Below are 19,889 nucleotides of genomic sequence, written 5' to 3' on the forward strand. Positions count from 1 at the left end.
CAGATCCGAAGACCCAGTCACGTTTTGCTGTGCGAGCACTGTATAACTTGTGAAGCAACACTGTCCGAAGACAGCGGCGTCCGCTACCCAGCGCCCACACTTATCGGTTGTTTGTTTGTTAAAGAACTTCGCTCACCGGCTTTGCCGTTCAGCGCGCTGCGTTGTCTGCAGCAGAGAAACGAGATTATGCAGAGCTTTCTTCGTTTCGTCAACCGTTTCAGCAATCTTTTTTTGCTGCAGCCAGCGCGCCAACTTCGCCGCGCCAACCCTCCCGGTCGACCCCGCAACCCTTGCTGCGTCTGCCTTTGCAGCGCCGCGTTGTGTTGCGAGGGGGCGAATATTAAGGGAGTGTGACAGGGTTGGCAAGCACTTTTTCGGAAAACCCTGAAAACGCTGAAAAAGTGCCGCCGCCACTGCTTTCAATGGTTTGTAGCGCCCTGTATAGAATGACTGCTCCGGCCCGCCGGGCCGCTTACTTATCAGATAGGGACGATCGATGACTATCCAAGCGACCTGGCAGCCTAGCCAGGGCAACACCATCTGCCACCTGAGCAATGGCACCGCCCAATGGCAGGCCGACCTGGATGCCTCGGCGGGCGGCGATACCAGCTACCCCAGCCCTCACGACTTGCTCGACTCCGCGCTGGCCGCTTGCACGACCTTGACGCTGCAGCTCTATGCCAGGCGCAAAGGCTACGCCATCGCCAGTATCGGCGTGACGGTCGCCCATGAAGAGACCAACGGCACCTATACGCTGAAGCGCGAGGTCAAGGTCAGTGGTGAGTTGACGCCCCAGATCCTGGACGACCTGCTGCGTGTCGCCAATCGTTGCCCGGTACACAAGACGTTGTCCGGACAGATTGCTATCGACACGTCAATCGCCTGAGAACCGATGAGCTCCTGTTGCCGCCGTAAATGATAATAGTTACCATTTGTATTCTCAGGCTCTGACACGACCTGAGTCAGCAAATGGGTTACCGGACACGCTTCGTGTCCGGTTTTTTTTCCCGCTCGCGCCTCGATCACTGACCCGCAGCCACGCATTACCGTGTCATCGTCCTGACGCCAGCCCCAGGCTACCGTGCGGATAACGGCCGCCAGGCCTCACCCGGTCGGGGGGTGCGGCGGCCAATGTGTTGGCTGTCCAACGAAGGTTGCGTCGTATTCAGGCTAATCCGGCACCGCGTGCTTTGTCTGCGATTCAGCGCCGGCTTACCATGATCGAAAAGCAGAACAAGAAGAAAAACGCATCCAGAAGCGTCGTGAGCGGGGGAGTCCTTGACCAACTTTATTGAAGCGTATTGCTCTCAGGTACGGCTTGCGGGCGCCACCGGCGTCATTGCCAGACCGGTCCTGGTCGCGCAAGACGGTACGTATGCCATGCACTACGTACCGTGCGAATACCTGAACGCGCAGGCGCAGCTGGTGCTCGTCAGCACCACGCCGGGCCATGCCCATGTGCGGCTGGCAGCGTCCGTGACCGAGGAGCTGATGCGCAGCCACGCGCCGGGCCGCGTGATCCAGCGCGAGAACAAGCGGCGGGTGGAACTTGGCGGCAAGCTGGTTCGCCCGAACCTGATCCGCATGCTCGACCACTTCCGCGTACCCGAGCTGGTTGGCCTGCCGCATGCCGCGGCGCTGTGGAACGAAGGCTTCGAACGACTGCAGCCGCTGGCCTTGCTGCCGCATGCGACCACCCGGCGCGGGCTCGCCTTCGACGGCCCCTTCGAAGATTTGATGGCGGCACCCATGCTGCGCGAAGTCTTCGAAAGCCAGTTTCTCGACTCCGTCCGGCAGATCCGCACCGACGCTCTCTATATCGCGCTGGGCCGAACCGCCTGGGCGGGGCTCCGGCATGCCGTCAGCCGGCGGCTGATCGCGCGCAACCAGTTGCTGGGCATGATGCCGGTACCCGCGCGAGCCGGCAGCATGGTGCGCTATTTCCTGCGCGAACTATCCGTCAGCGACCTGTCGCCGAAGGATCCGGTGCGCCATCGCGTGGGATGGCTGGACGCCGCCCATGCCGAGCTGGAAGGCAACGTCCGCAAGATCAAGGCGGCGGCAGAACCGGATCCGCATGGCACCTACCTGATCGCGTAGCGATCGCTCGCCCGGCAGACTGTGATGCATACGCCCCACCAAAGTAGGGTCTTGCGAGGCCGTTTCGTGTCGATAACGTTGCCTGAGGAAACTGATCTCCTCGCATTCCCGATTGGCGGCCCCACGCGGGCCGCAATTTTTTGCGCGCTCCGTCAGCTGGCTAGGCCGGTGGCGGCGTCTGCGCGGCGCTGTGCCACAGTGCGTCCGATACCTGCGCCATCAGCTCCGCATCATCCGCGACGGCATGCCCCTGCGCCACCAGCGCTTCGCGCACGCTGACCACCTTGCCGGGATCATAGCGGCGGCCACTGTCGATCGCCGCCTCGAACGCATTCGCGCGTGCGTTGATCTGGGCCGGATCGGCGCTCACCAGCAGCACCGCATGCGCCAGCACCAAATGGCGCTGGCCATCGCCGGACTGCATTGCCGCGGGTGCCCGCCGCCAGTACTGCGCGGTGCCGGCGATCTTGCGCGCCGCCTCCGGCGGCCCCCATGCCAGGTTGAAGCGGCCGTCGCAGAAGGAACCGGCCACCGCCTGCCAATGCGTCGGCACGCCAAGCGCCAGCAGGCCCCTGCCGATCACCTCGCACAGGTGCAGATAGACCGCATCGCTGAGCGCACCGGGCGGCTGTCCAACGCCATAGGCCAAGCTCAGGTTGAGGATGCCCGGGCCTTGCGGCACCAGTCCCCCGCCCGACATGCGCAGGAACACCGGGCAGCCTTGCCGAGCGAACTCGCTACGCGCGGCCTCGAAGCCGGCATGCCGCTGGTAGGTGCGCGGTACCACCAGCGACAGCGGCGCTTCCCACAGTTGCGCGACCTGTCTGGCCTGCGCGGCGAGTTCGAGCAGCGCCAGTTCGTCCTGCAACGGATCCACATGCGGCTGGCTGGCAGGCGCGGGCTCGACGAACTCAAAAGGCATGGCACGGCAGCGGTCGGGGGGCCGGTCGGGTAGCGATAGGCCGAGTCTAGCAAGGCTAGCCGTTGAGTGCATCGAAATAGGCCAGCGCCTTCGCCGCGTACATCGCACCCGGGCCGCCGCCCATCTCGATATTGAGCGCCAGCACTTCGGCCACTTGCTCGCGCGTGGCGCCGTGGCGCAGCGCCTGCGCCGTGTGGAACAGCACGCAGTCGTCGCAGCCCTTCTGCACGGCCAGCGCAACCGCGACCAGCTCCTTGACGGCAGCCGGCAGGCTGCCTTCCTGCGTGGCGGCCTTCATCAGGCCCTGGAATGCGCTCATGGCCGCGGGCTGGGCCTGCGCGAGCGCGGCGAACTGCTTGTTGATCTGGGCGAGGCGGGTCTTCAGTTCTGTGCTCATAAAAAACTGTCGTCGTGATTCGGTGGATGGAAGACAAACGCGGGCAGCGGCATGCGCTGCTGCCCGCGCCGCGGCATCAGCCGCCGAGGTGCCGCCTGAGCAGCGCGTTGAAGTCGTTGGCCTTCTCCATCTGGCTCATGTGGCCGGCATCGGCAAAGACCTTGACTGTGGCATCGGGCGGCGCCGCCTCGGCATGCTCGGCCGGGATGATGCGGTCCTGTCCGCCCCACACCACCAGCACGCGCTTGCCGGTGCCGGCCAGCCGCTGGCCGGGCTGCTCCTTCTGCCTGCCGCCGGCGAACAGGTCCTGGCCCAGCGAGGTCAGCGCTTCGGTCACGCCATCCAGCCGCTTGTAGCGCAGCAAGTCGTCGAGCATCTGCCGGCTGACCAGCCCGGCATCCGCGAACAGCAACTCGATCACCGGCTTCAGGTCCCGCCGCGACTGCGCATTGACGAAGCCCTCGGTATAGCCGCTGTTGACCGCTTCGCCGAAGCCCGCCGGCGACACCAGCGCCACCGACAGCACCCGCTGCGGCGCGTCCACGGCGAGTTGCGCCGCCACACCGCCGCCCATCGAATGGCCGACCAGGTGCGCCGCGCCGATGCCGGTCTCGTCCATGAAGCGCGCTACAAAGCCGGCCATCTGCGCCAGCGTCGTGCCCGCGAGCCGCGGCGACGACTGTCCATGGCCGGGCAGGTCCAGTGCCACGACCGTGTACGTGTCGGCAAGGGGATCGAGGTTGAACAGCCAGTTGTCCAGGTCACCGCCAAAGCCGTGGATGAAGAGCACGGTCTCGGCGCCGCCGCCCTTGCGGGCGTAGCGGACGCGGATGCCGTCCACATCGGCGAACTGGTACGCGGCGGCGGCGTCTTCCTCGCCGCCCTCGTCCGCGGGCGCTTCATAAGCCGATACATACGCGTCGATATCCGCATCGCTCACCTCCGCCGGGGCCAGCACGCCAAGCAGCGCTTTCACCGGCAGCACGTCGCCGGCCTGCGCCACCTTGCGGCGCAGCGTGCCGGCGTCCGGCGCCTCCACCGCATTGGCGATCTTGTCGGTTTCCACATCGAGGATCGGCATGCCCACGCTGATCTCGGCGCCTTCGTCGACGAGCCAGGCATTGACCGTGCCTTCCTTCATCGACAGGCCCCACTTGGGCATCACGATCGGAGTAATTGCTGCGGTTGTCATCAGTGCTTGCCTCCCTTCACCGTCTTGCGCGCGGCGGCAGCGATCTGCGCGGCGCCGGGGATATACAGGTCTTCCAGCGTTGGCGAGAACGGCACCGGCGTATGCGGCGGGCACACCATCTCGATGCCGGCCTTGAGCGCGCCGAATGCCTGCTGCGCGACCTGCGCGGAGATATCGGTGGCGATATTGCAGCGCGGGCTGGCTTCATCCACCACCACCAGGCGGCCGGTGTTCTCGACCGACTCCAGCACCGTGTCCATGTCCAGCGGCGACAGCGTGCGCAGGTCGATGACCTCGGCCTCGATGCCCTCCTTGGCAAGTGTGGCCGCCGCTTCCAGCGCGCGGTGCACCATCAGCCCGTAGGTGACGATCGACACGTCCTTGCCGTCGCGCACGATATTGGCCTCGCCGAACGGGATCGCATACGCGCCCTCCGGTACTTCGCCTTCCAGCCCGTACAGGTTCTTGTGCTCGCAGAAGATCACCGGGTCGTTGTCGCGGATCGCCTGGATCAGCAGGCCCTTGGTGTCGTATGGCGTCGATGGGCACACCACCTTGAGCCCGGGGATATGCGTGAACAGCGGCGTCAGCATCTGGCTGTGCTGCGCGGCGGCACGGAAACCCGCGCCGACCATGGCGCGGATCACCACGGGGGTTTCGGCCTTGCCGCCGAACATGTAGCGGAACTTGGCCGCCTGGTTGAAGATCTGGTCGAAGCACACGCCCATGAAGTCGATAAACATCAGTTCGGCGATCGGGCGCATGCCGCACGCCGCGGCGCCGATGGCCGCGCCCACATAGGCGGACTCCGACAGCGGCGTATCCAGCAGTCGGTCGCCATGCTTGGCATACAGGCCCTTGGTCACGCCCAGCACGCCGCCCCAGGCGTCCTTCTCGCCGTCCGCGCCCGCGCCGCCGACGATGTCTTCGCCCAGCATGATGACGCTCGGGTCACGGGTCATTTCCTGGTCGATCGCCTCGTTGATCGCCAGCTTGATGCTCAGTTTGCGAGCCATGTTTGTCTCCTGATAGTTCGGTTTGCCGTCTTGTTGGCGAAAGGCGGATCAATAGCTGACGTAGACGTCGGTGAGCAGGTCCTCCGGGCCGGGCAGCGGCGCGGCCTTGGCTTCCTGCACGGCGTGCTCGATCAGCGCGGCGACTTCGCGGTCGATGGTGTCGAGTTCCTCGCGCGCGATCACGCCGGCCTGCGTCACGGTGCGGGCAAACAGCTTCAGGCAGTCCTTGTTGGCGCGGATGTCGTCGAGTTCGCCGGCGGCGCGATAGGTCTGCGCATCGCCCTCGAAATGGCCGTAGAAGCGGACCATCTTGCATTCGAGCAGCGACGGGCCGCCGCCTTCGCGCGCGCGGCGGATGACTTCCCCGGCGGCCTCGTGCACAGCGAAGAAGTCGGTGCCGTCGACAGTCACGCCCGGGATGCCAAAGCCGGCGGCGCGGTCGACATAGCTGTCTACCGCGGTGCCATAGTCGCGCGAGGTCGACTCGGCATAGCCGTTGTTCTCGATCACGAAGATCACCGGCAGGTTCCACACCGCGGCCAGGTTCAGGCTTTCCAGGAAGGTACCCTGGTTGGAAGCGCCATCGCCGCAGAAGGTGATGCCGACCTCGCCCTTGCCGCGGAACTTGGCCGCCAGCGCGGCGCCGCAGACCAGCGGCGCGCCCGCGCCCAGGATGCCGTTGGCGCCCATCATGCCCTTGGACAGGTCGGCGATATGCATCGAGCCGCCCTTGCCGTTGCACGAGCCGCCCTTCTTGCCATAAATCTCCATCATCATCGCCACCGGATCCACCCCCTTGGCAATGCAGTGGCCGTGGCCGCGGTGCGTGCTGGCAATGCGGTCGCCATCGTGCAGGTGATGCAGGATGCCGACGCCCGCGGCCTCCTCGCCCGCATACAGGTGGACAAAGCCCGGGATGTCGCCACGCGCGAAGTCCACGTGCAGGCGCTCCTCGAAATCGCGGATGGTGCGCATCTTCCGGTACACCGTCAGCAGCGTCTCCTTGTCGAGCGGCAGCGCGGCGCGATGTTGCGCAGGATCTTGCGAAGCTCTGGCTGTCATGTCTGTCTCCTTCGTTCTATCAAGGTTTGCACTTCAGGAAAGGCAGGTAAGCAACGGGTTGCTGCTGCGCATCAGCCGATGCTGCGCGGCATAGCGCATGCAGCCCGCCACGTCGATGCTGCGAAAAGCGTGTTCATGCAGGGTCACGGTGACTTCGTCGTCAGGCCCGAAGGCCAGCTCGCGTTCGCCGTCGAGCGCGACGATGCCGCTGCGCTGGCGCACGCGATGCGGGCGGCCGTGTTCGAGGCGTTCCCAGCCGGCCACCGGCACCGTGCACAGCAGTCCCGGCGCGATCGGTGCGCGCAGGTCGAATTCGCCCTCGCCCGGCGCGGCGAGTTCGATCGCCAGGCCGCCGGGATCGCGCCGGCCCAGCGGTTCGAGCAGGCCGGCGATGGCTGACAGGCCGATGGCCTTCGGATCGGCAAACGACACATAGACCGCGGCAAGGGTGTCGGTCTTCCACAAGGCGCGCGCGCCGATGAAGTGCTCGTGCGAGATCACCGCATCCACCAGCGCAATGTCGCGGCGAAAGCCGCCGTCGCCATCGCGGATGACGATGTCGAGCCGCTTGTTGGAGGCAAGCGCTTGCTTGTCGGGAACGCGCCCGGTGGCATAGAGCCCGGTGGCAAGGCCGGTGATGGTGGGCTCGCGCATCTCGGGGTAGGCATTGTTGGTGCCGGTCGACAGGCCGGCGATGGGAACGCCACCGCATTCGCGCACCACCGCGCGGTGGGTGCCGTCGCCGCCGAGCACGATGATCGCGGCCACGCCGGCGTCTGCCATGCAGCGCGCGGCGTGCAGCGTGTCATCGACACGCGCGGTCACGGGCATGTCGAGGTATTCGACGGCAGGCAGGCCGGAGTCGGGACCTTGCCGGCGCGCCAGGTGCCGCGACAGCATGACGCGCAGCCCTTCGCGGTCCGGCATCATCAACACGCGGCCCACGCCGCATGCCGCCAGCGCGGACAACAGGCGCAGCACGATATTGACGCGATCGGCCAGTTGCAGGCTGTTGGCGTTGGCGATCACGCGGCGGATATCGCGCGCGGAAATCGGGTTGGCGATGATGCCGACCAGTGGCGTGCCGGCGACGGCTGCGTGCCCCATTGCCTGTCTCCTGTTGTGGTTGTGGTGACAGGCAAATTGCAATGGCTGTGCCAGTGCACGGAAGCCGCCGCGAGATCGGAAAACGTCCCTCCGGCGGCGTTCGATTTAAGGGATAACCCGCACGATTTGCCATGCTCCGCGCGGCAAACAGCCCAGCGCGGCTATCACGGCGAGACAGGTGTCACAGTGCAGTTGTACAGACTGGACAACCGTATCGCGCAGCGGCGGCCGCGGGTGCGGCCGATTACTTCCGGGAATACCTCGATGTGCAATATTCAGTGGTTGGTGACGGCTTCCTGCGCCAGACTCTCCTCCTCAAACAACGACCTGCTTCGCCATCCCGCCGCGAAGCTAATGAGGAGACAGAATGGATACGCGCTGGATCGCAGTGCTGGTGGAGAAGTTCGGCCACAGCTTCAGCGGCTATGACCTGGAAAGCGGTGCGCGCCGCTTCAGCGTGCCGCTGCCGGACTACCCACATGAGTTCGTGGTCGACCGCGCACGGCTGCGCGGCTATGTCGGCCACTACGGGGTACAGACCTTTGCGCATGCCGGCAATGGCGGCGCCGCCGTGTGCTGCGTCGATATCGCCGGCGGAGAGCGTGAAGGCGACCTGGACTGCGCGCCTTATCACCGCATCCACGGGCTGCAGATTGACGCGCGAGGCCGCGTCTATGCCCTGAGCGAGCGCGACAACATGCTGCTGGTGTTCGAAGCGCCGTGGGAGAGCTGCACGCCTGCGCGCGCGGTGCCGTCCGGCGGCGTCAAAAGCCACCTGTTCGTACTGACGGGCGACGGGCAACGCGCCTACGTGACCAACCTGCTGTCGCACACGGTAACGCTGGTCCACCCCTACGATGCGAGCCGGCCGCCGCGCGCAGCCCACGCCGGCCGGCGGCCTGAAGGCTGCTGCCTGAGTCCTGACGAATCCCTGCTCTACGTCTCCAGCCGCGACGACCATACCATCGCGCGGCTCGACGCCCACACGCTGGAAGTGCTCGGCACGGTCGCCACGGGCGAGGATCCCACCCGACTGTACTGGTCGCCTTGCGACCGCTTGTTCGCGCTCAACTATGGCGAGCGCAGCCTGCGCATCTTCGACCCGCACACGCTGGTCGAGCTGGCACGGGTCGATACCGGCGCCAAGCCGATCGCACTGGCATTCCATCCAGCCGACCCTGGCCGCGCCTGGCTTGCGCTCAACGACCACAGCGTCAGCGAACTGGACCTTCGCACGCTGGCGTTGCGCCATGCCTTTGCCACCGGCAAGGAGCCGGACGGCCTCGCCATCCTGGCGCTGCCGTCCCGCTAAGTGCGAGGTTCCACAGGCCCGTCGCCGCAACCGTCGGCCGGCACTCATACCATTTCGTCGCAGCACAGACCCAGACGCTAAAGCAGCCGCCGAAGCAGCCGCTGAAGGCGCCCATGAAGGAGACCCATGAACATCCCGCAGCAAGCGCGAGCCGACAACGCCGTCGCCCTCGATTCTCCTGCCGGCGCGACGCCCGGCACCGCCTCGGCCACCGCCCGGATTCCCGCGCAGCGCTGGTGGCGCATCATCCCGCCCATCCTGATGGTGTGCATCGTCTCATATATGGACCGGGTCAATATCGCCTTTGCCATGCCGGGCGGCATGAACGAGGCGCTTGGCATCGGTGCCGGCATGGCGGGCCTGGCCGGCGGCATCTTCTTCGCCGGCTACCTGTTGCTGCAGGTTCCGGGCGGCAAGCTGGCCGTACGCGGCAGCGGACGCAAGTTCATCGGCTGGTCGATGCTGGCGTGGGCCGTGATCTCCGTGCTGACCGGCCTCGTGCGCAACGAGACCGAGTTGCTGGTCCTGCGCTTCTCACTCGGCGTGGCCGAGGGCGGCATGCTGCCGGTGGTGCTGACGATCGTCGGCAACTGGTTTCCAGACCACGAGCGCGGCCGGGCCAATGCGCTGGTGATCCTGTTCGTGCCGATTGCCGGCATGATTACCGCGCCGCTCTCGGGACTCGTCATCGCCGCGCTGGACTGGCGCTGGCTGTTTATCATCGAAGGCGGTATCTCGGCGCTCTGCCTCGGCGTCTGGTTGGCATTGGCCTGCGACCGGCCGCAGGAGGCCCGCTGGATTTCCACGGCGGAGCGCGATTACGTCCTGACGCAACTGCGCGCCGAGCAGCAACGAGCGGCGCTAGCTGCCTCTGCGTCAACGAACCATGCGGCTACGCGCACAGTGATCTTGCGGCTGCTGTCGGATACCGTTATCCGTCGCCTGATCGGCCTGAATTTCCTCTACCAGGCTGGCATCTACGGCTATACGTTGTGGCTGCCAACCATCCTCAAGGACCTGACCCACGGCGGCATGGGCCAGGTCGGCTTGCTGGCGATGGTACCGTATGTGGGAACCATGGCCGGCATCCTCGTGGTGTCTGCCTGGTCGGACCGCAGCGGGAAACGCCGCGCTTTCGTGATGTGGCCCTTGCTGGGCTTTGCCGCCTGCCTGGCCGGATCGGTATGGTTCCATGCCAATACCTGGCTGGCCTACGGTCTGCTGGTCGGCTGCGGCGTGTTCCTGCAAGCCGCCGCGGGCGTGTTCTGGACCCTGCCCCCGCGCCTGCTGGCCGCAGACGATGCGGGCGTGGCGCGCGGCCTGATCAACGCACTTGGCAATCTTGGCGGGTTCTGCGGGCCGTATGCAGTTGGGCTGCTGATCCAGTATTTCGACGCCGGCGTGGGCGTCTACATGCTGGCTTGCGCGCTCGTGCTGGCTACCGTGCTGACCGCCACCCTGCCGGAGTCCTGCCGATGACGTGCAACGTCTTGCCTGCCGGCGAGCGCCTGGCGATCGTCGATGCCCACCACCATCTGTGGCAGCTCGATTGCGGGCACTACCCGTGGCTGCAGGAGGGGTACCAGCCGGCAACATTCTTTCTGGGCGACTACCAGGCCTTGCGCCATGACTATCTGGCGGCTGAGTACCGGCGCGATACGGCTGGCGTATCGGTGCTGGCAACCGTCCACATCGAGGCGGAGCGGGACCGGGGTGAAGCCATCGCCGAGACGGCGTGGCTGCATGAGCCCCGCTGGCCCCGGGGCATGGCCGCCTCCGTGGTCGCTTACGCCCCGCTCGGCACCGCAAACTGCGCCGCGCTGCTTGCGCGCCAGGCGAGTTTTGCACGGGTGCGCGGCATCCGCTGCAAACCGCTGACGGCATCCGCTCCGGGCGAGTCGGTTGCGGGCAGGGCAGGATCGATGCAGGATCCCGGCTGGCTGGAAGACCTGGCGCGGCTGCCGCATCACGGACTGTCATGGGACCTGCGCGTGCCGTTCTGGCATCTGCAAGAGGCGGCGCAGGTGGCCGCCGCCCTGCCCGAGCTGGCAATAGCACTGAATCATGCCGGCTTGCCGCTTGACCGGTCGGAAGCCGGGCTGGCGCACTGGCGGCGCGGCATGGAAGCGCTGGCCTCCTGCCCGAACGTGATGGTCAAATTGTCCGAGTTCGGACTGCAGGGCGGCCGCTGGGATGCGGCTGGTAATCGCCGCATTGTGCGCGAGACGCTGGCCATCTTCGGACACGAGCGCGCCATGTTCGGCAGCAACCTGCCGGTGTCGTCGTTGAGCGCCGCGTTCGGTACGGTGCTGCGCATGGTGACTGACGCGCTGCCGGACCCGCTCGCCAGGCAACGGGTATTGGTCGGCAATGCTGCCCGCTTCTACCATATTGCCGCCGGGCACATGTACCCGGCACCAGCCCAAGACAGCGCAATGTGTTGATTCCGGTCGCAGTGTGGTCCGCCATGCGTGCTATAAAACCGGCGTCCACCGTACACTGCCATGCCCGAATCCCTGACCCAGCTCAGCAACGCCGCCACGCTGCGCAAGCGCCTGCAGATGCGCCATCTTCGCCTGGCGCTGGCACTGGCCGAACACGGCTCGCTGCGTGGCGCCGCCAGCGAGATGGCGCTGACCCAGCCCGCGGCGACCAAGGCACTGCACGAGCTGGAAGACACCGTCGGAACGCTGCTGTTCACGCGCCACGCCCGCGGCATCACGCCAACCGTGTTCGGCGAGGCCCTGATCCGCTATGCGCGCGTGGCGCTGTCCGATCTCGATGCCTTGCACGACGAGCTTGCCGCCATCGCCGCGGGCGAGATCGGCAAGGTGCGCATCGGCGCGATCCTGGCACCGGTGCCGGACCTGCTGGCCGGCGCCATCAATGGGCTCAAGGCACGCCACCCCCAGCTGCACATCGCACTCCAGGTGGATACCAGCGACGTGCTGGTGCAGGCGCTGCGGCAGGATGCACTGGACGTGGTGGTCGGCCGTATCCCGGCGGGCTCGCTTGCCGAGGACCTGGCGTTCGAGCCCCTGTGCGAGGAGATCCTGTCGATCGTGGCGCGCCCCGCGCATCCGCAGGCAGGCAAGCGCAGCGTACGGCTGGCGGGCCTGTCGGGCTATCCATGGATCATCCAGCCCGCCGCCAGCCCGATGCGCCAGATCATTGACCAGACCTTTCGCGATGCGCGCGTGCCCTTGCCGGAGGATGTCATCGAAACCTCTTCCATCATGGCGACGCTGCCGCTGCTGGCGGGCAGCGACCGCATCGCCGTGGTACCCAGCGCGATCGCCGGCTATTTCGCCGCGATGGGCGCGCTGGCAATCCTGCCGGTGGCAATGCGCGGCCGGCTGGTGCCCTACGGCATCGTGTCGCGCAAGCGCCGTACCGCCACGCCCGGCGTGCGCTTGCTGATCGATGCCCTGCGCGCGGCATGCGCGGCGGGCGTCTCGCCGCCGGCTGCCACCGCAGTCACCCCAGTCACCCCAGTCACCGCGACCCCCAGGACCGGGCGTCGGCGCGGCTAGCTGCCCGCGTCGCCGTCGCGCCGGTTCGGCGACTGGATGCCATAACGCTCCATGCGCCGGTACAGCGTCATGCGGCTGATGCCGATCTGGCGCGCGACCGCGCTCAGGTTCCAGCCGGAAGCGCGCAGGTACTGCATCAGCAGCATGCCTTCGGGTGGCAGCTGGTGCGGGTCGCATGCAGCGGCGTCGCTGTCGCCGGCAACCGGCGCAGCTTGCGGCGGTGCCGCGGGGATGGCTGTCGTCCCGAGGCCGTCAGGCAGGTCGTGCTCATCGACATAGCCGCCGGTGCAGACGGCGCGCGCGTATTCCAGCACGTTGCGCAGCTCGCGCAGGTTGCCCGGCCAGCGATGGCGATGCAGCCGCTCGCGGGCCGCCGGCGACAGCGTCACGGGCGCGGCCGCGCCTTCCTGCAGCAGCTTGGCCATCAGCCAGTCAAGGTCGTTGCGCGCGCGCAGCGGCGGCAGCTCGAAACGCGCGCCGTTCAGGCGGTAGAAAAGGTCCTCGCGGAAGCGTCCTTCGGCGACCAGTTGCTCCAGGCCGTGGTGCGTCGCGGAAATGACGCGCAGCCGCACCGGCACGGGCCGTGCTGCGCCAACCGGCAGCACCTCGCCCTCGGCCAGCACGCGCAGCAGCCGCGACTGCAGCTCGCGCGGCATGTCGCCGATCTCGTCCAGGAACAGCGTGCCGCCGTCGGCTTCCTGGATCAGCCCGCGCTTGCCGCGCGGGCCGGCGCCGGAGAAGCTGTTGGGCAGGTGGCCGAATAACTCGCTCTCGATCAGCGTTTCGGGGATCGCCGCGCAGTTCACCGCGATGAACGGGCCGCCGCGGCGCGCGCTGGCCTGGTGCAGGGCCTTGGCGAAGAACTCCTTGCCGCTGCCGGTCTCGCCATGGATCAGGAGATTGATCGGTGAATCGACCAGGCGCGCGGCGCGCTGCAATTGCTGCTGCAGCGCGGCGTCGCCGCCGGTCAGCGCGGCCAGCGCAGGGGGCATGGCCACCGGCGCTTCCTTCGCCGGTGCCTGCCAGCGCAGCGCGGGCGGCATCACGCTCAGGTACAGCAGCCCGCCACTGCGGTTCAGCGCCACCAGCCGCTGCTCGCTGGGCCGCGAGTAGACATAGTTGCCAAGGTCTTCCAGCCGGGCGCCGAACAGTGCCTCGAAGCGCTGGCCGAGCACGGTGGCGCCGGCCGCGCCACCCAGTTCGCCCTCCAGCATCAGCCTGGCGCGGTGGTTGTGGCCGACGATGCGGCCTACCTCGTCCAGCGCCAGCAGGTACTCGGGGTTGACGTCGACGAACTCGGGCGCCACGTTCAGCTTCAGGATCCAGTCGCGCCGGTGCGCGCGCAGGAAGTTGGCGTTCTCGATATGGGCGGCATAGATGCGCACCAGCTGCAACGCCAGTCCCTGGCTGTCCTTGGCGTGCGGCGAGGTCAGCGCGGAGATGTCGAGGATGGCGTGCAGGTTGCCGTGCGTGTCGAACAGCGGCGCGGCGGTGCAGGTCAGCGGGATATGGGTCGCATCGAAATGGTCGGCCTGGTGCACCCTCAATGCCTGGCCAGTGACCAGCGCCGTTCCCACCGCGCAGGTGCCGGCGCCACTCTCGCTCCATTCCGCGCCAAGGTAGAGGCCGGCGTGCCGCAACGCGGCGTCGGTGTGCGCATCGCCGATGTAATCAACCGTCACGCCCTGCGCATCGGTCAGCAGCACCACGTACCCCAGCGCCGCCACCTGGCCGTACAGGCTTTGCAGCCCGTGGCGCGCGATGCGCGCGAAATCGTCGATGCGTTCCTGGTGTTCGCGCAGCCGCGGCTGCGGCAGGATGCGCGCTTCCTGCATGCGCGAGGGATCGAGCCCGTACTGGTGCACGCAGCGCCGCCATGAGTTCTGGATGATGGCGTCGTGCGCGATCCGGTCCGCCAGCACGGCGGGCGGGGCTAGGTATGTGGTGGCCTGGACCACCGTCTCGATGTGCTCGCGTTGCCGCAGGTCCATCGCTGTCTCCTGGTCGTCGCTGCCGTCGGCCCCGGGAGCCTGCTGAGGGGGCGGTGGATCGGGCGGACTGTGCGGGCGCGTGCCTGGGCGGCCGCGCCTCTGTCTGGTGTCGGCCTTCTAATGTATCCGAGCGCCTCGGCGCGATGCAATCCAGAATGCAGGCAGGAATCTCGAGACAGCGGCGAGCGCACGCCGCAAGTGCGGCGTGCGTCATACCGGATGGTTCAAAGCGCGGCGTTGGCCTTGAGGCTGCGCGCCACGCCGGCGGCGATCTCGAAGGAGCGCAGCCGCGCCTGGTGGTCGTAGATCTGGCCGGTCAGCATCAGCTCATCCGGCTGCAGGTCGTCGACAAAGCGCTGCATGCCCGCGCGCACCGTCTCCGGATCGCCCACCACCGAGCACGCCAGCGAGCGGCGGATATGGTCGGCCTCGCTCTCTGTCCACAGCGACTCGATGTCGTCCACCGGCGGGCGCAGCTGCCCCGGCGTGCCGCGCACCAGTGCCAGGAACTGCTGCTGCAGCGAACTGAACAGGCGGCGCGCCTCGTCTGCGCTGTCTGCGGCAAAGACATTGAAGCCGAGCATCACGTACGGGCGATCCAGCGTTTCCGAGGGCCGGAAGGTGCGGCGGTAAAGGTCGAGCGCCTGGCGCATGAAGCCCGGCGCGAAGTGCGAGGCAAAGGCGAACGGCAGGCCCATCGCCGCGGCCAGCTGCGCGCTGAACAGGCTCGAGCCCAGCAGCCAGATCGGCACCTTCAGGCCTGCACCGGGGACGGCGCGCAGGCGCTGGCCGGGGCGCACGTCATCGAAATACGCCTGCAGTTCTTCCACGTCCTGCGGGAAGGTATCGGCGCTGTCGCTGGCCAGATGGCGGCGCAATGCGCGCGCGGTAGCCTGGTCGGTGCCTGGCGCGCGGCCCAGCCCCAGGTCGATGCGGCCCGGGTACAGCGAGGCCAGCGTGCCGAACTGCTCGGCAATCACCAGCGGCGAATGGTTGGGCAGCATCACGCCGCCGGAGCCCACGCGGATGGTCTGCGTGCCGTTGGCAACATAGCCGATCAGCACCGCGGTGGCGGCGCTGGCGATGCCGGGCATGTTGTGGTGCTCGGCCAGCCAGTAGCGGTGGTAGCCCAGCCGTTCGGCATGGCGCGCCAGGTCGAGCGAGTTGCGCATGGCCTGGCCGGCGTCGCTGCCCTGCGGGATAGGCGCCAGGTCGAGCACCGAATAAGCGATGCCGTTGCCGGCGGGGAGAGAGTCGCGGTTCATGTCGTGGTCTGGCGGGCGGCGTACGCCACACGTGCGCCGCCCGCTGCAATGCGGATGGTTCGCTATGTTAGTGAGCCCGCGCGGATCGTGCTGGCAACGGATTTGCGGCCCTGCAGGCGGCGTGGGTATCCGCAAACGCCGGCAAATGTCGGCCAACTTCGCCAAATGCGCGGCACCCGGGCGCAAGGATTGAGCCGCGCGCCGCTTGCCCTTACCATTCAGCCCGATGCGAAGGAACGATCGATGACTCTCAAGACACTGGACGGCGCGCTGGCCCTGCTGACCCACTTCACCGTGCGCCAGCCCACCTGGGGCGTGCGCGAGCTGGCCAAGCACAGTGGCGTGCATTACGCCGTGGTGCACCGCGTGCTGGCGACCTTTGCCGCCAACGGCTTCCTGGTGCAGGACGCGGCCACCGGCAAGTATTCGCTGGGGCTGCGGCTGTTCGAGCTGGGGCAGGTGGTGCGCAAGAGCTTCTCGCCGGACGAGATCGTGCGCCCGGTTCTGGAAAAGCTGGCCGCGCAAAGCGGCGAGACCGTGTTCCTGTCGTGGCTCGACGGCCATGAAGGCCTGTGCGTGGGGCTGGTGCAGAGCCAGCACCAGCTGCGTTTCTCGATCGAGCTGGGCGAGCGCTTTGCGCTGTACGCGGGCGCGCATGCCAAGGCGATGCTCGCCTTCCAGGACGATGCCTTCCGCGACGAAGTCTACCGCCAGGGCCTGGCACGCATGGGGCCGCACACCGCGCTGGACCGCGAGCGCATCGAGCAGCAGCTTGCCGAGGTGCGCGAACGCGGCTGGGCCCATACGCGCGAGGAAGCCGCGGCCAGCGTGGCCGGGCTGGCGCTGCCGCTGTGGTCGCGCGACCGCAGCGCGGTGGTGGGCTCGGTGGCCATTGCCGGGCCGCAGCAGCGCCTGGATGAGGCCGCCGTGCCGCGGCTGCTGGAGGCCTTGCGCGACGCCAGCGGCCGGTTGGAGGACGTGATCGGCTTTGTTCGCTGACCTTCGTGTGCTAACGGCGACGTTCAGGCCACCCGATCACGCCAGCAGCGCCCTGCCCACCTCGCCGCCCAGCACGCGCTGGCCGATCGCATGGCCCAGCGCCCGATAGCTTTCCCATTGCGCTTCATCGAAGAACTGGTCGCCGGTGCCTTCCTGCGGGAAGGCCGGGTGCGTGGCGCCATAGTGCCGCACGTCGGCCGGCGCCCATGACACCAGCCGCGGCTTGAGCAGCACGATGCGGCAGACCCGCGCGCGCGGCGCCGCGCAGGCCGGGTCGGTGCGGTACACGTTGAGCAGCACCGCGCATTTGTCGGCGGCAGGGCCGCCGGCCGCCACGCCCGGCAGGAAATCGTCCGGCACGCCGAAGACCTGGCTCAGCACCGGGTGCGTGGTGGCGGCCTCCGTATCCACGACGATCTCCAGGCCGTGGTCGATGCGCGCGAGGCGGATCAGGTTGGCGAGGTCGCCAAAGCGATAGTCCCGGTCGCCGCCACAGTCACAAAGCACGATCAGCGCGACGTCCCGGCCCGGACGCAGCAGTTCGTAGACGCCGGTATTGTCGAAATGCCCGCCGTCCGACAGGTACTGCCAGCCGCGCCGCGTGCCATGGAAGCGGGCGCTCAGCTCGCACCCCAGATAGTATTGCGTGCGGAACATGCCGGCGGCCAGCCATGGATGCGTGGCGCGTTCGGGATGGCGCCACTGCTCGCCCTCGCGCCCGCCCTGGCGCGCGTACCTGGCCGGATACGACGGCCACCACGTGCCCAGCCGCAGGTTGGCCAGGCCCAGCAGCAGCGAGGTCCCGAGCGTGGTGGCACGGCCCAGCCCTGTCGACACCACCGCGCCAGAGATTGCGATCCAGTCCCCCACCGTGAGCGATTGCGCCAGCTTGCCGGATGAAGGCCATGACGCGTCCGGGCAGCACCGCCAGCCGTCGATGGTGAAGCGCACATAGGCATCCGGCGCAATGGTGGTCGCGGCGCCCGGCTGGGCCACACCGGCGCCGGGTGCCAGGCACAGCGGCTTGCCCTTGCGGTCACGCTGGACCAGTTGCTCGGCCGGATCGACGGTCAGGTTCAACGTCACGTTGATCAGGTGCAGCGGCGCCAGCACGCGCGGATCGTAGTAGGCGTTCAGGCTGAGCTGGTCGCCGGGCACCGGCTCTGCCACGCTGAAGCGCGCGCGCCGGCGGCGGTCCGCGACCGGATCGGGATCGGGCGCGGCAAAGCGCTCGCCGTTGGACGCGCCAAGATAGGCGCGCGTGAGGCGCGCCGCATAGAAGGGCTGCAGCGTCGAGAGGTTCAGGAAGCCGGTAAAGCGGCCGGCGACCAGCGCCAGCACCAGCGCCACTACTGTCAGCGTGGCCAGCGCCGGACCGGTGTAGGCCGTGCCATACACCAGCCAGTCGACCGGCTCGCGGCCATCCCAGCGCACCCACAGCACCAGCCACGACCACAACACGAACAGCAGCAGCGCCAGCACCGCCGCGGCCGCGCCGGCCAGCAGCGAGACCGGCAAGCGTGTCCACAGTGCGCGCCAGGCAGTCTCGGCGCTGCCCTTGCGGCCTTCGTCGAACCAGCGCGCGCCATAGCGCACCAGCCAAACCAGCACGCCCAGCACGCTCGCGGGCAGCGCCGCGCCCCACGGATGGCCGGCGGCATGGGCATACAGATAGGTGGTTCGTGCGGCGGTATCGGCCAGGCCCAATGCCGCCAGCCACAGCGTCAGCGTGACCGCCGTGCGCAGCGCGCGCGTGGCCCGCACGCGATAGCCGGACACGGTGCGCGGCTCGCCCTGCAGCATCACCAGGCAGCTCAGCACACCCAGCCAGGTCAGCACGCCCATCGCGGCAAAGAGCTGCGCCGAGACCGGCTCCGCGCCAAGCCATTCCGACCAGCGCGCGGCGGCAAGCAACAGCAGCCCCAGCAGCAGGGCCACCATCGGCGCGGGGCTGAAAAAACGCCCCGGTGCCTGCGAATCGCTGGCGCGCGGATAGACCAGCCAGTAGGCCAGGCCGGGCGGCACCGCGCCGATCACGGCGGTAGCGAGCGGCAGCCACAGCCAGGGGCTCCACCAGATCGCGCATTCGCCCTGGTTGAAGGCCTGCCGCGCATCGTGCAGCAAGTCCATCTCATAGCGTCCGAACCCGTACCACGCTGCCGCCGCGCCGTGCAGCAACAGCGCCAGCAGCGACAGCAATACCAGCAGCGCGCTGCCGATCACGTAGTGCACGGCCAGCCAGTTGCGCACCACCAGCGCGGCGGCATAAAGGTTGTCGCCCGCGCCGGTAGGCGACAGGTAGCGGCCGTTCTCGCGCAGCCACGCGACCGCGCCGCGGCCGGGATCGGCGGCATAGGAGACCGAGGTGTGGATGCGCCCGGGCGGCTCGCATTGCAGCGTGTGGTAGGCGTCGGCCGCGGCCTGGACCGGGCCGGCGCCGCGCCGCAGGCGCCCGGGCACGAACAGGCTGACAAAGAAGGCTCCAAGGTAACCGCCGCCGCTGACGGTGGACAGGTAGTCGAACTGGGCCAGCAGAGAGGCCAGCCCGGGCACGGCCTGCGCCGAGGCGGCAGTACTTGCTGCGGGCGTCGGAGGAGCCTCGGTGTCCGCGGTGGTGGCCAGGGTGGTGGCTGGCATGGCGGTGCCTGCCATCGCCTGCGTCACGCCCAGGCAGAACGTGGCGCTGCGGATGCCGCCGCCGGATAGCGCCAGCGCCCAGTTGCGCTGGCCCTCATGCGTGCGCGGCGCGATGCCGAGCTGGCCGCGGCGATGCGCGATGCGGGCCGCTTCGTCGCCGAAACCGTGGTCTTCCGCAGCCATGGGCGCCTCCCCAGTAGCAGTCGGTCTGCGCCAAGTATAGGCAACGGCGCATGGTCGATATTCGCCCGGGCGCTGGCTGGGACTGCGTGTTAACCCTGATTGTTGGCTGTTGGAGCGAGGCCTAGCATTTCTCTGTATCAGAGACGTTGTCTCTTATATAGAGACACAAAGCA

The 19,889-nt window shown here is 67.8% G+C and carries 17 protein-coding genes; 7 read left to right on the forward strand and 10 right to left on the reverse strand.

Features of this window, described 5'->3' with window-relative positions; all coding sequences use genetic code 11:
* Window positions 1–132: 132 nt before the first annotated feature.
* A complete protein-coding gene (locus K309_RS41525) occupies window positions 133–423 on the reverse strand; it encodes a hypothetical protein (protein ID WP_156914287.1) in 291 nt (96 codons plus the stop codon).
* A gap of 73 nt (window positions 424–496) precedes the next feature.
* Here K309_RS41525 and K309_RS0102930 point away from each other — a divergent pair, with 73 nt between their 5' ends.
* Together K309_RS0102930 and K309_RS0102935 are read left to right on the forward strand one after the other, a co-directional pair.
* Entirely contained in the window at window positions 497–886 is a 390-nt protein-coding gene (locus tag K309_RS0102930; RefSeq protein WP_029045022.1) for an OsmC family protein, read from the forward strand.
* Between the two features lie 392 nt (window positions 887–1,278).
* Window positions 1,279–2,100 (forward strand): hypothetical protein, encoded by an 822-nt coding sequence (locus tag K309_RS0102935; RefSeq protein WP_029045023.1) that lies wholly within the window; start codon window positions 1,279–1,281, stop codon window positions 2,098–2,100.
* A gap of 160 nt (window positions 2,101–2,260) precedes the next feature.
* On the opposite strand, the gene K309_RS0102940 is transcribed toward K309_RS0102935, so the two are convergent.
* The 6 genes from K309_RS0102940 to K309_RS0102965 all read right to left on the reverse strand — a co-directional run bounded on the left by K309_RS0102940 (window position 2,261) and on the right by K309_RS0102965 (window position 7,796).
* On the reverse strand, window positions 2,261–3,022 hold the full coding sequence (locus K309_RS0102940; RefSeq protein ID WP_029045024.1) for a lipoyl protein ligase domain-containing protein: 762 nt from the start codon (window positions 3,020–3,022) through the stop codon (window positions 2,261–2,263).
* 55 nt (window positions 3,023–3,077) lie between these two features.
* Complete coding sequence (locus tag K309_RS0102945) at window positions 3,078–3,419, reverse strand: carboxymuconolactone decarboxylase family protein (RefSeq protein WP_029045025.1); 342 nt, start codon at window positions 3,417–3,419, stop codon at window positions 3,078–3,080.
* A gap of 76 nt (window positions 3,420–3,495) precedes the next feature.
* Window positions 3,496–4,611 carry an acetoin dehydrogenase dihydrolipoyllysine-residue acetyltransferase subunit gene (locus K309_RS0102950; RefSeq protein ID WP_029045026.1) on the reverse strand — a complete coding sequence of 372 codons (1,116 nt, stop codon included), beginning with the start codon at window positions 4,609–4,611 and terminating at the stop codon, window positions 3,496–3,498.
* On the reverse strand, window positions 4,611–5,627 hold the full coding sequence (locus tag K309_RS0102955; protein WP_029045027.1) for an alpha-ketoacid dehydrogenase subunit beta: 1,017 nt from the start codon (window positions 5,625–5,627) through the stop codon (window positions 4,611–4,613). The genes K309_RS0102950 and K309_RS0102955 overlap by 1 nt, the downstream gene beginning before the upstream one ends.
* A 48-nt stretch (window positions 5,628–5,675) precedes the next feature.
* Window positions 5,676–6,689 carry a thiamine pyrophosphate-dependent dehydrogenase E1 component subunit alpha gene (locus K309_RS0102960; protein ID WP_029045028.1) on the reverse strand — a complete coding sequence of 338 codons (1,014 nt, stop codon included), beginning with the start codon at window positions 6,687–6,689 and terminating at the stop codon, window positions 5,676–5,678.
* Window positions 6,690–6,722: 33 nt separating this feature from the next.
* A complete protein-coding gene (locus tag K309_RS0102965) occupies window positions 6,723–7,796 on the reverse strand; it encodes an ATP-NAD kinase family protein (RefSeq protein ID WP_029045029.1) in 1,074 nt (357 codons plus the stop codon).
* A gap of 367 nt (window positions 7,797–8,163) precedes the next feature.
* On the opposite strand from K309_RS0102965, the gene K309_RS0102970 reads away from it, so the two are divergent.
* The 4 genes from K309_RS0102970 to K309_RS35835 all read left to right on the forward strand — a co-directional run bounded on the left by K309_RS0102970 (window position 8,164) and on the right by K309_RS35835 (window position 12,641).
* On the forward strand, window positions 8,164–9,108 hold the full coding sequence (locus tag K309_RS0102970; RefSeq protein ID WP_029045030.1) for a YncE family protein: 945 nt from the start codon (window positions 8,164–8,166) through the stop codon (window positions 9,106–9,108).
* Between the two features lie 126 nt (window positions 9,109–9,234).
* Window positions 9,235–10,587: an MFS transporter gene (locus K309_RS0102975; protein WP_029045031.1), complete on the forward strand. Its 1,353-nt coding sequence runs from the start codon at window positions 9,235–9,237 to the stop codon at window positions 10,585–10,587.
* Window positions 10,584–11,552, forward strand: coding sequence for an amidohydrolase family protein (locus K309_RS35830; RefSeq protein ID WP_035876686.1), 969 nt, complete (start codon window positions 10,584–10,586; stop codon window positions 11,550–11,552). Before K309_RS0102975 ends, K309_RS35830 begins: the two co-directional genes overlap by 4 nt.
* Before the next feature lie 60 nt (window positions 11,553–11,612).
* Window positions 11,613–12,641: a LysR family transcriptional regulator gene (locus K309_RS35835; RefSeq protein WP_035876688.1), complete on the forward strand. Its 1,029-nt coding sequence runs from the start codon at window positions 11,613–11,615 to the stop codon at window positions 12,639–12,641.
* On the opposite strand, the gene K309_RS0102990 is transcribed toward K309_RS35835, so the two are convergent.
* Together K309_RS0102990 and K309_RS0102995 are read right to left on the reverse strand one after the other, a co-directional pair.
* Entirely contained in the window at window positions 12,638–14,632 is a 1,995-nt protein-coding gene (locus K309_RS0102990; protein WP_029045032.1) for a sigma-54-dependent Fis family transcriptional regulator, read from the reverse strand. The two genes, K309_RS35835 and K309_RS0102990, sit on opposite strands and share 4 nt — an antisense overlap.
* 224 nt (window positions 14,633–14,856) lie before the next feature.
* Entirely contained in the window at window positions 14,857–15,897 is a 1,041-nt protein-coding gene (locus tag K309_RS0102995; protein WP_029045033.1) for an LLM class flavin-dependent oxidoreductase, read from the reverse strand.
* 243 nt (window positions 15,898–16,140) lie between these two features.
* Between K309_RS0102995 and K309_RS0103000 the strand changes: the two genes are divergently transcribed.
* The gene (locus K309_RS0103000; RefSeq protein ID WP_029045034.1) at window positions 16,141–16,896 is read left to right on the forward strand and encodes an IclR family transcriptional regulator; all 756 of its coding nucleotides are present in this window, start codon (window positions 16,141–16,143) and stop codon (window positions 16,894–16,896) included.
* A 36-nt stretch (window positions 16,897–16,932) separates the two neighbouring features.
* Here the strand turns inward: K309_RS0103000 and K309_RS0103005 are convergent, their stop codons facing one another.
* Window positions 16,933–19,716, reverse strand: a complete 2,784-nt coding sequence (locus tag K309_RS0103005; RefSeq protein ID WP_029045035.1) for a hypothetical protein — start codon at window positions 19,714–19,716, stop codon at window positions 16,933–16,935.
* Between the last annotated feature and the right edge of the window lie 173 nt (window positions 19,717–19,889).

It is taken from the genome of Cupriavidus phytohabitans, assembly GCF_000426345.1.
In the GTDB taxonomy this organism is placed as follows: domain Bacteria; phylum Pseudomonadota; class Gammaproteobacteria; order Burkholderiales; family Burkholderiaceae; genus Cupriavidus.

Bases quoted from the DNA above. Each gene is read 5' to 3' on its own strand.
- K309_RS0102960 (WP_029045028.1), bottom strand. From the start codon at position 6,689: ATGACAGCCAGAGCTTCGCAAGATCCTGCGCAACATCGCGCCGCGCTG.
- K309_RS35835 (WP_035876688.1), top strand. From the start codon at position 11,613: ATGCCCGAATCCCTGACCCAGCTCAGCAACGCCGCCACGCTGCGCAAG.
- K309_RS0102970 (WP_029045030.1), top strand. From the start codon at position 8,164: ATGGATACGCGCTGGATCGCAGTGCTGGTGGAGAAGTTCGGCCACAGC.
- K309_RS35830 (WP_035876686.1), top strand. From the start codon at position 10,584: ATGACGTGCAACGTCTTGCCTGCCGGCGAGCGCCTGGCGATCGTCGAT.
- K309_RS0103000 (WP_029045034.1), top strand. From the start codon at position 16,141: ATGACTCTCAAGACACTGGACGGCGCGCTGGCCCTGCTGACCCACTTC.
- K309_RS0102945 (WP_029045025.1), bottom strand. From the start codon at position 3,419: ATGAGCACAGAACTGAAGACCCGCCTCGCCCAGATCAACAAGCAGTTC.
- K309_RS0102995 (WP_029045033.1), bottom strand. From the start codon at position 15,897: ATGAACCGCGACTCTCTCCCCGCCGGCAACGGCATCGCTTATTCGGTG.
- K309_RS0102950 (WP_029045026.1), bottom strand. From the start codon at position 4,611: ATGACAACCGCAGCAATTACTCCGATCGTGATGCCCAAGTGGGGCCTG.
- K309_RS0102955 (WP_029045027.1), bottom strand. From the start codon at position 5,627: ATGGCTCGCAAACTGAGCATCAAGCTGGCGATCAACGAGGCGATCGAC.
- K309_RS0102965 (WP_029045029.1), bottom strand. From the start codon at position 7,796: ATGGGGCACGCAGCCGTCGCCGGCACGCCACTGGTCGGCATCATCGCC.
- K309_RS0102990 (WP_029045032.1), bottom strand. From the start codon at position 14,632: ATGGACCTGCGGCAACGCGAGCACATCGAGACGGTGGTCCAGGCCACC.
- K309_RS0102930 (WP_029045022.1), top strand. From the start codon at position 497: ATGACTATCCAAGCGACCTGGCAGCCTAGCCAGGGCAACACCATCTGC.
- K309_RS0102975 (WP_029045031.1), top strand. From the start codon at position 9,235: ATGAACATCCCGCAGCAAGCGCGAGCCGACAACGCCGTCGCCCTCGAT.
- K309_RS0103005 (WP_029045035.1), bottom strand. From the start codon at position 19,716: ATGGCTGCGGAAGACCACGGTTTCGGCGACGAAGCGGCCCGCATCGCG.
- K309_RS0102940 (WP_029045024.1), bottom strand. From the start codon at position 3,022: ATGCCTTTTGAGTTCGTCGAGCCCGCGCCTGCCAGCCAGCCGCATGTG.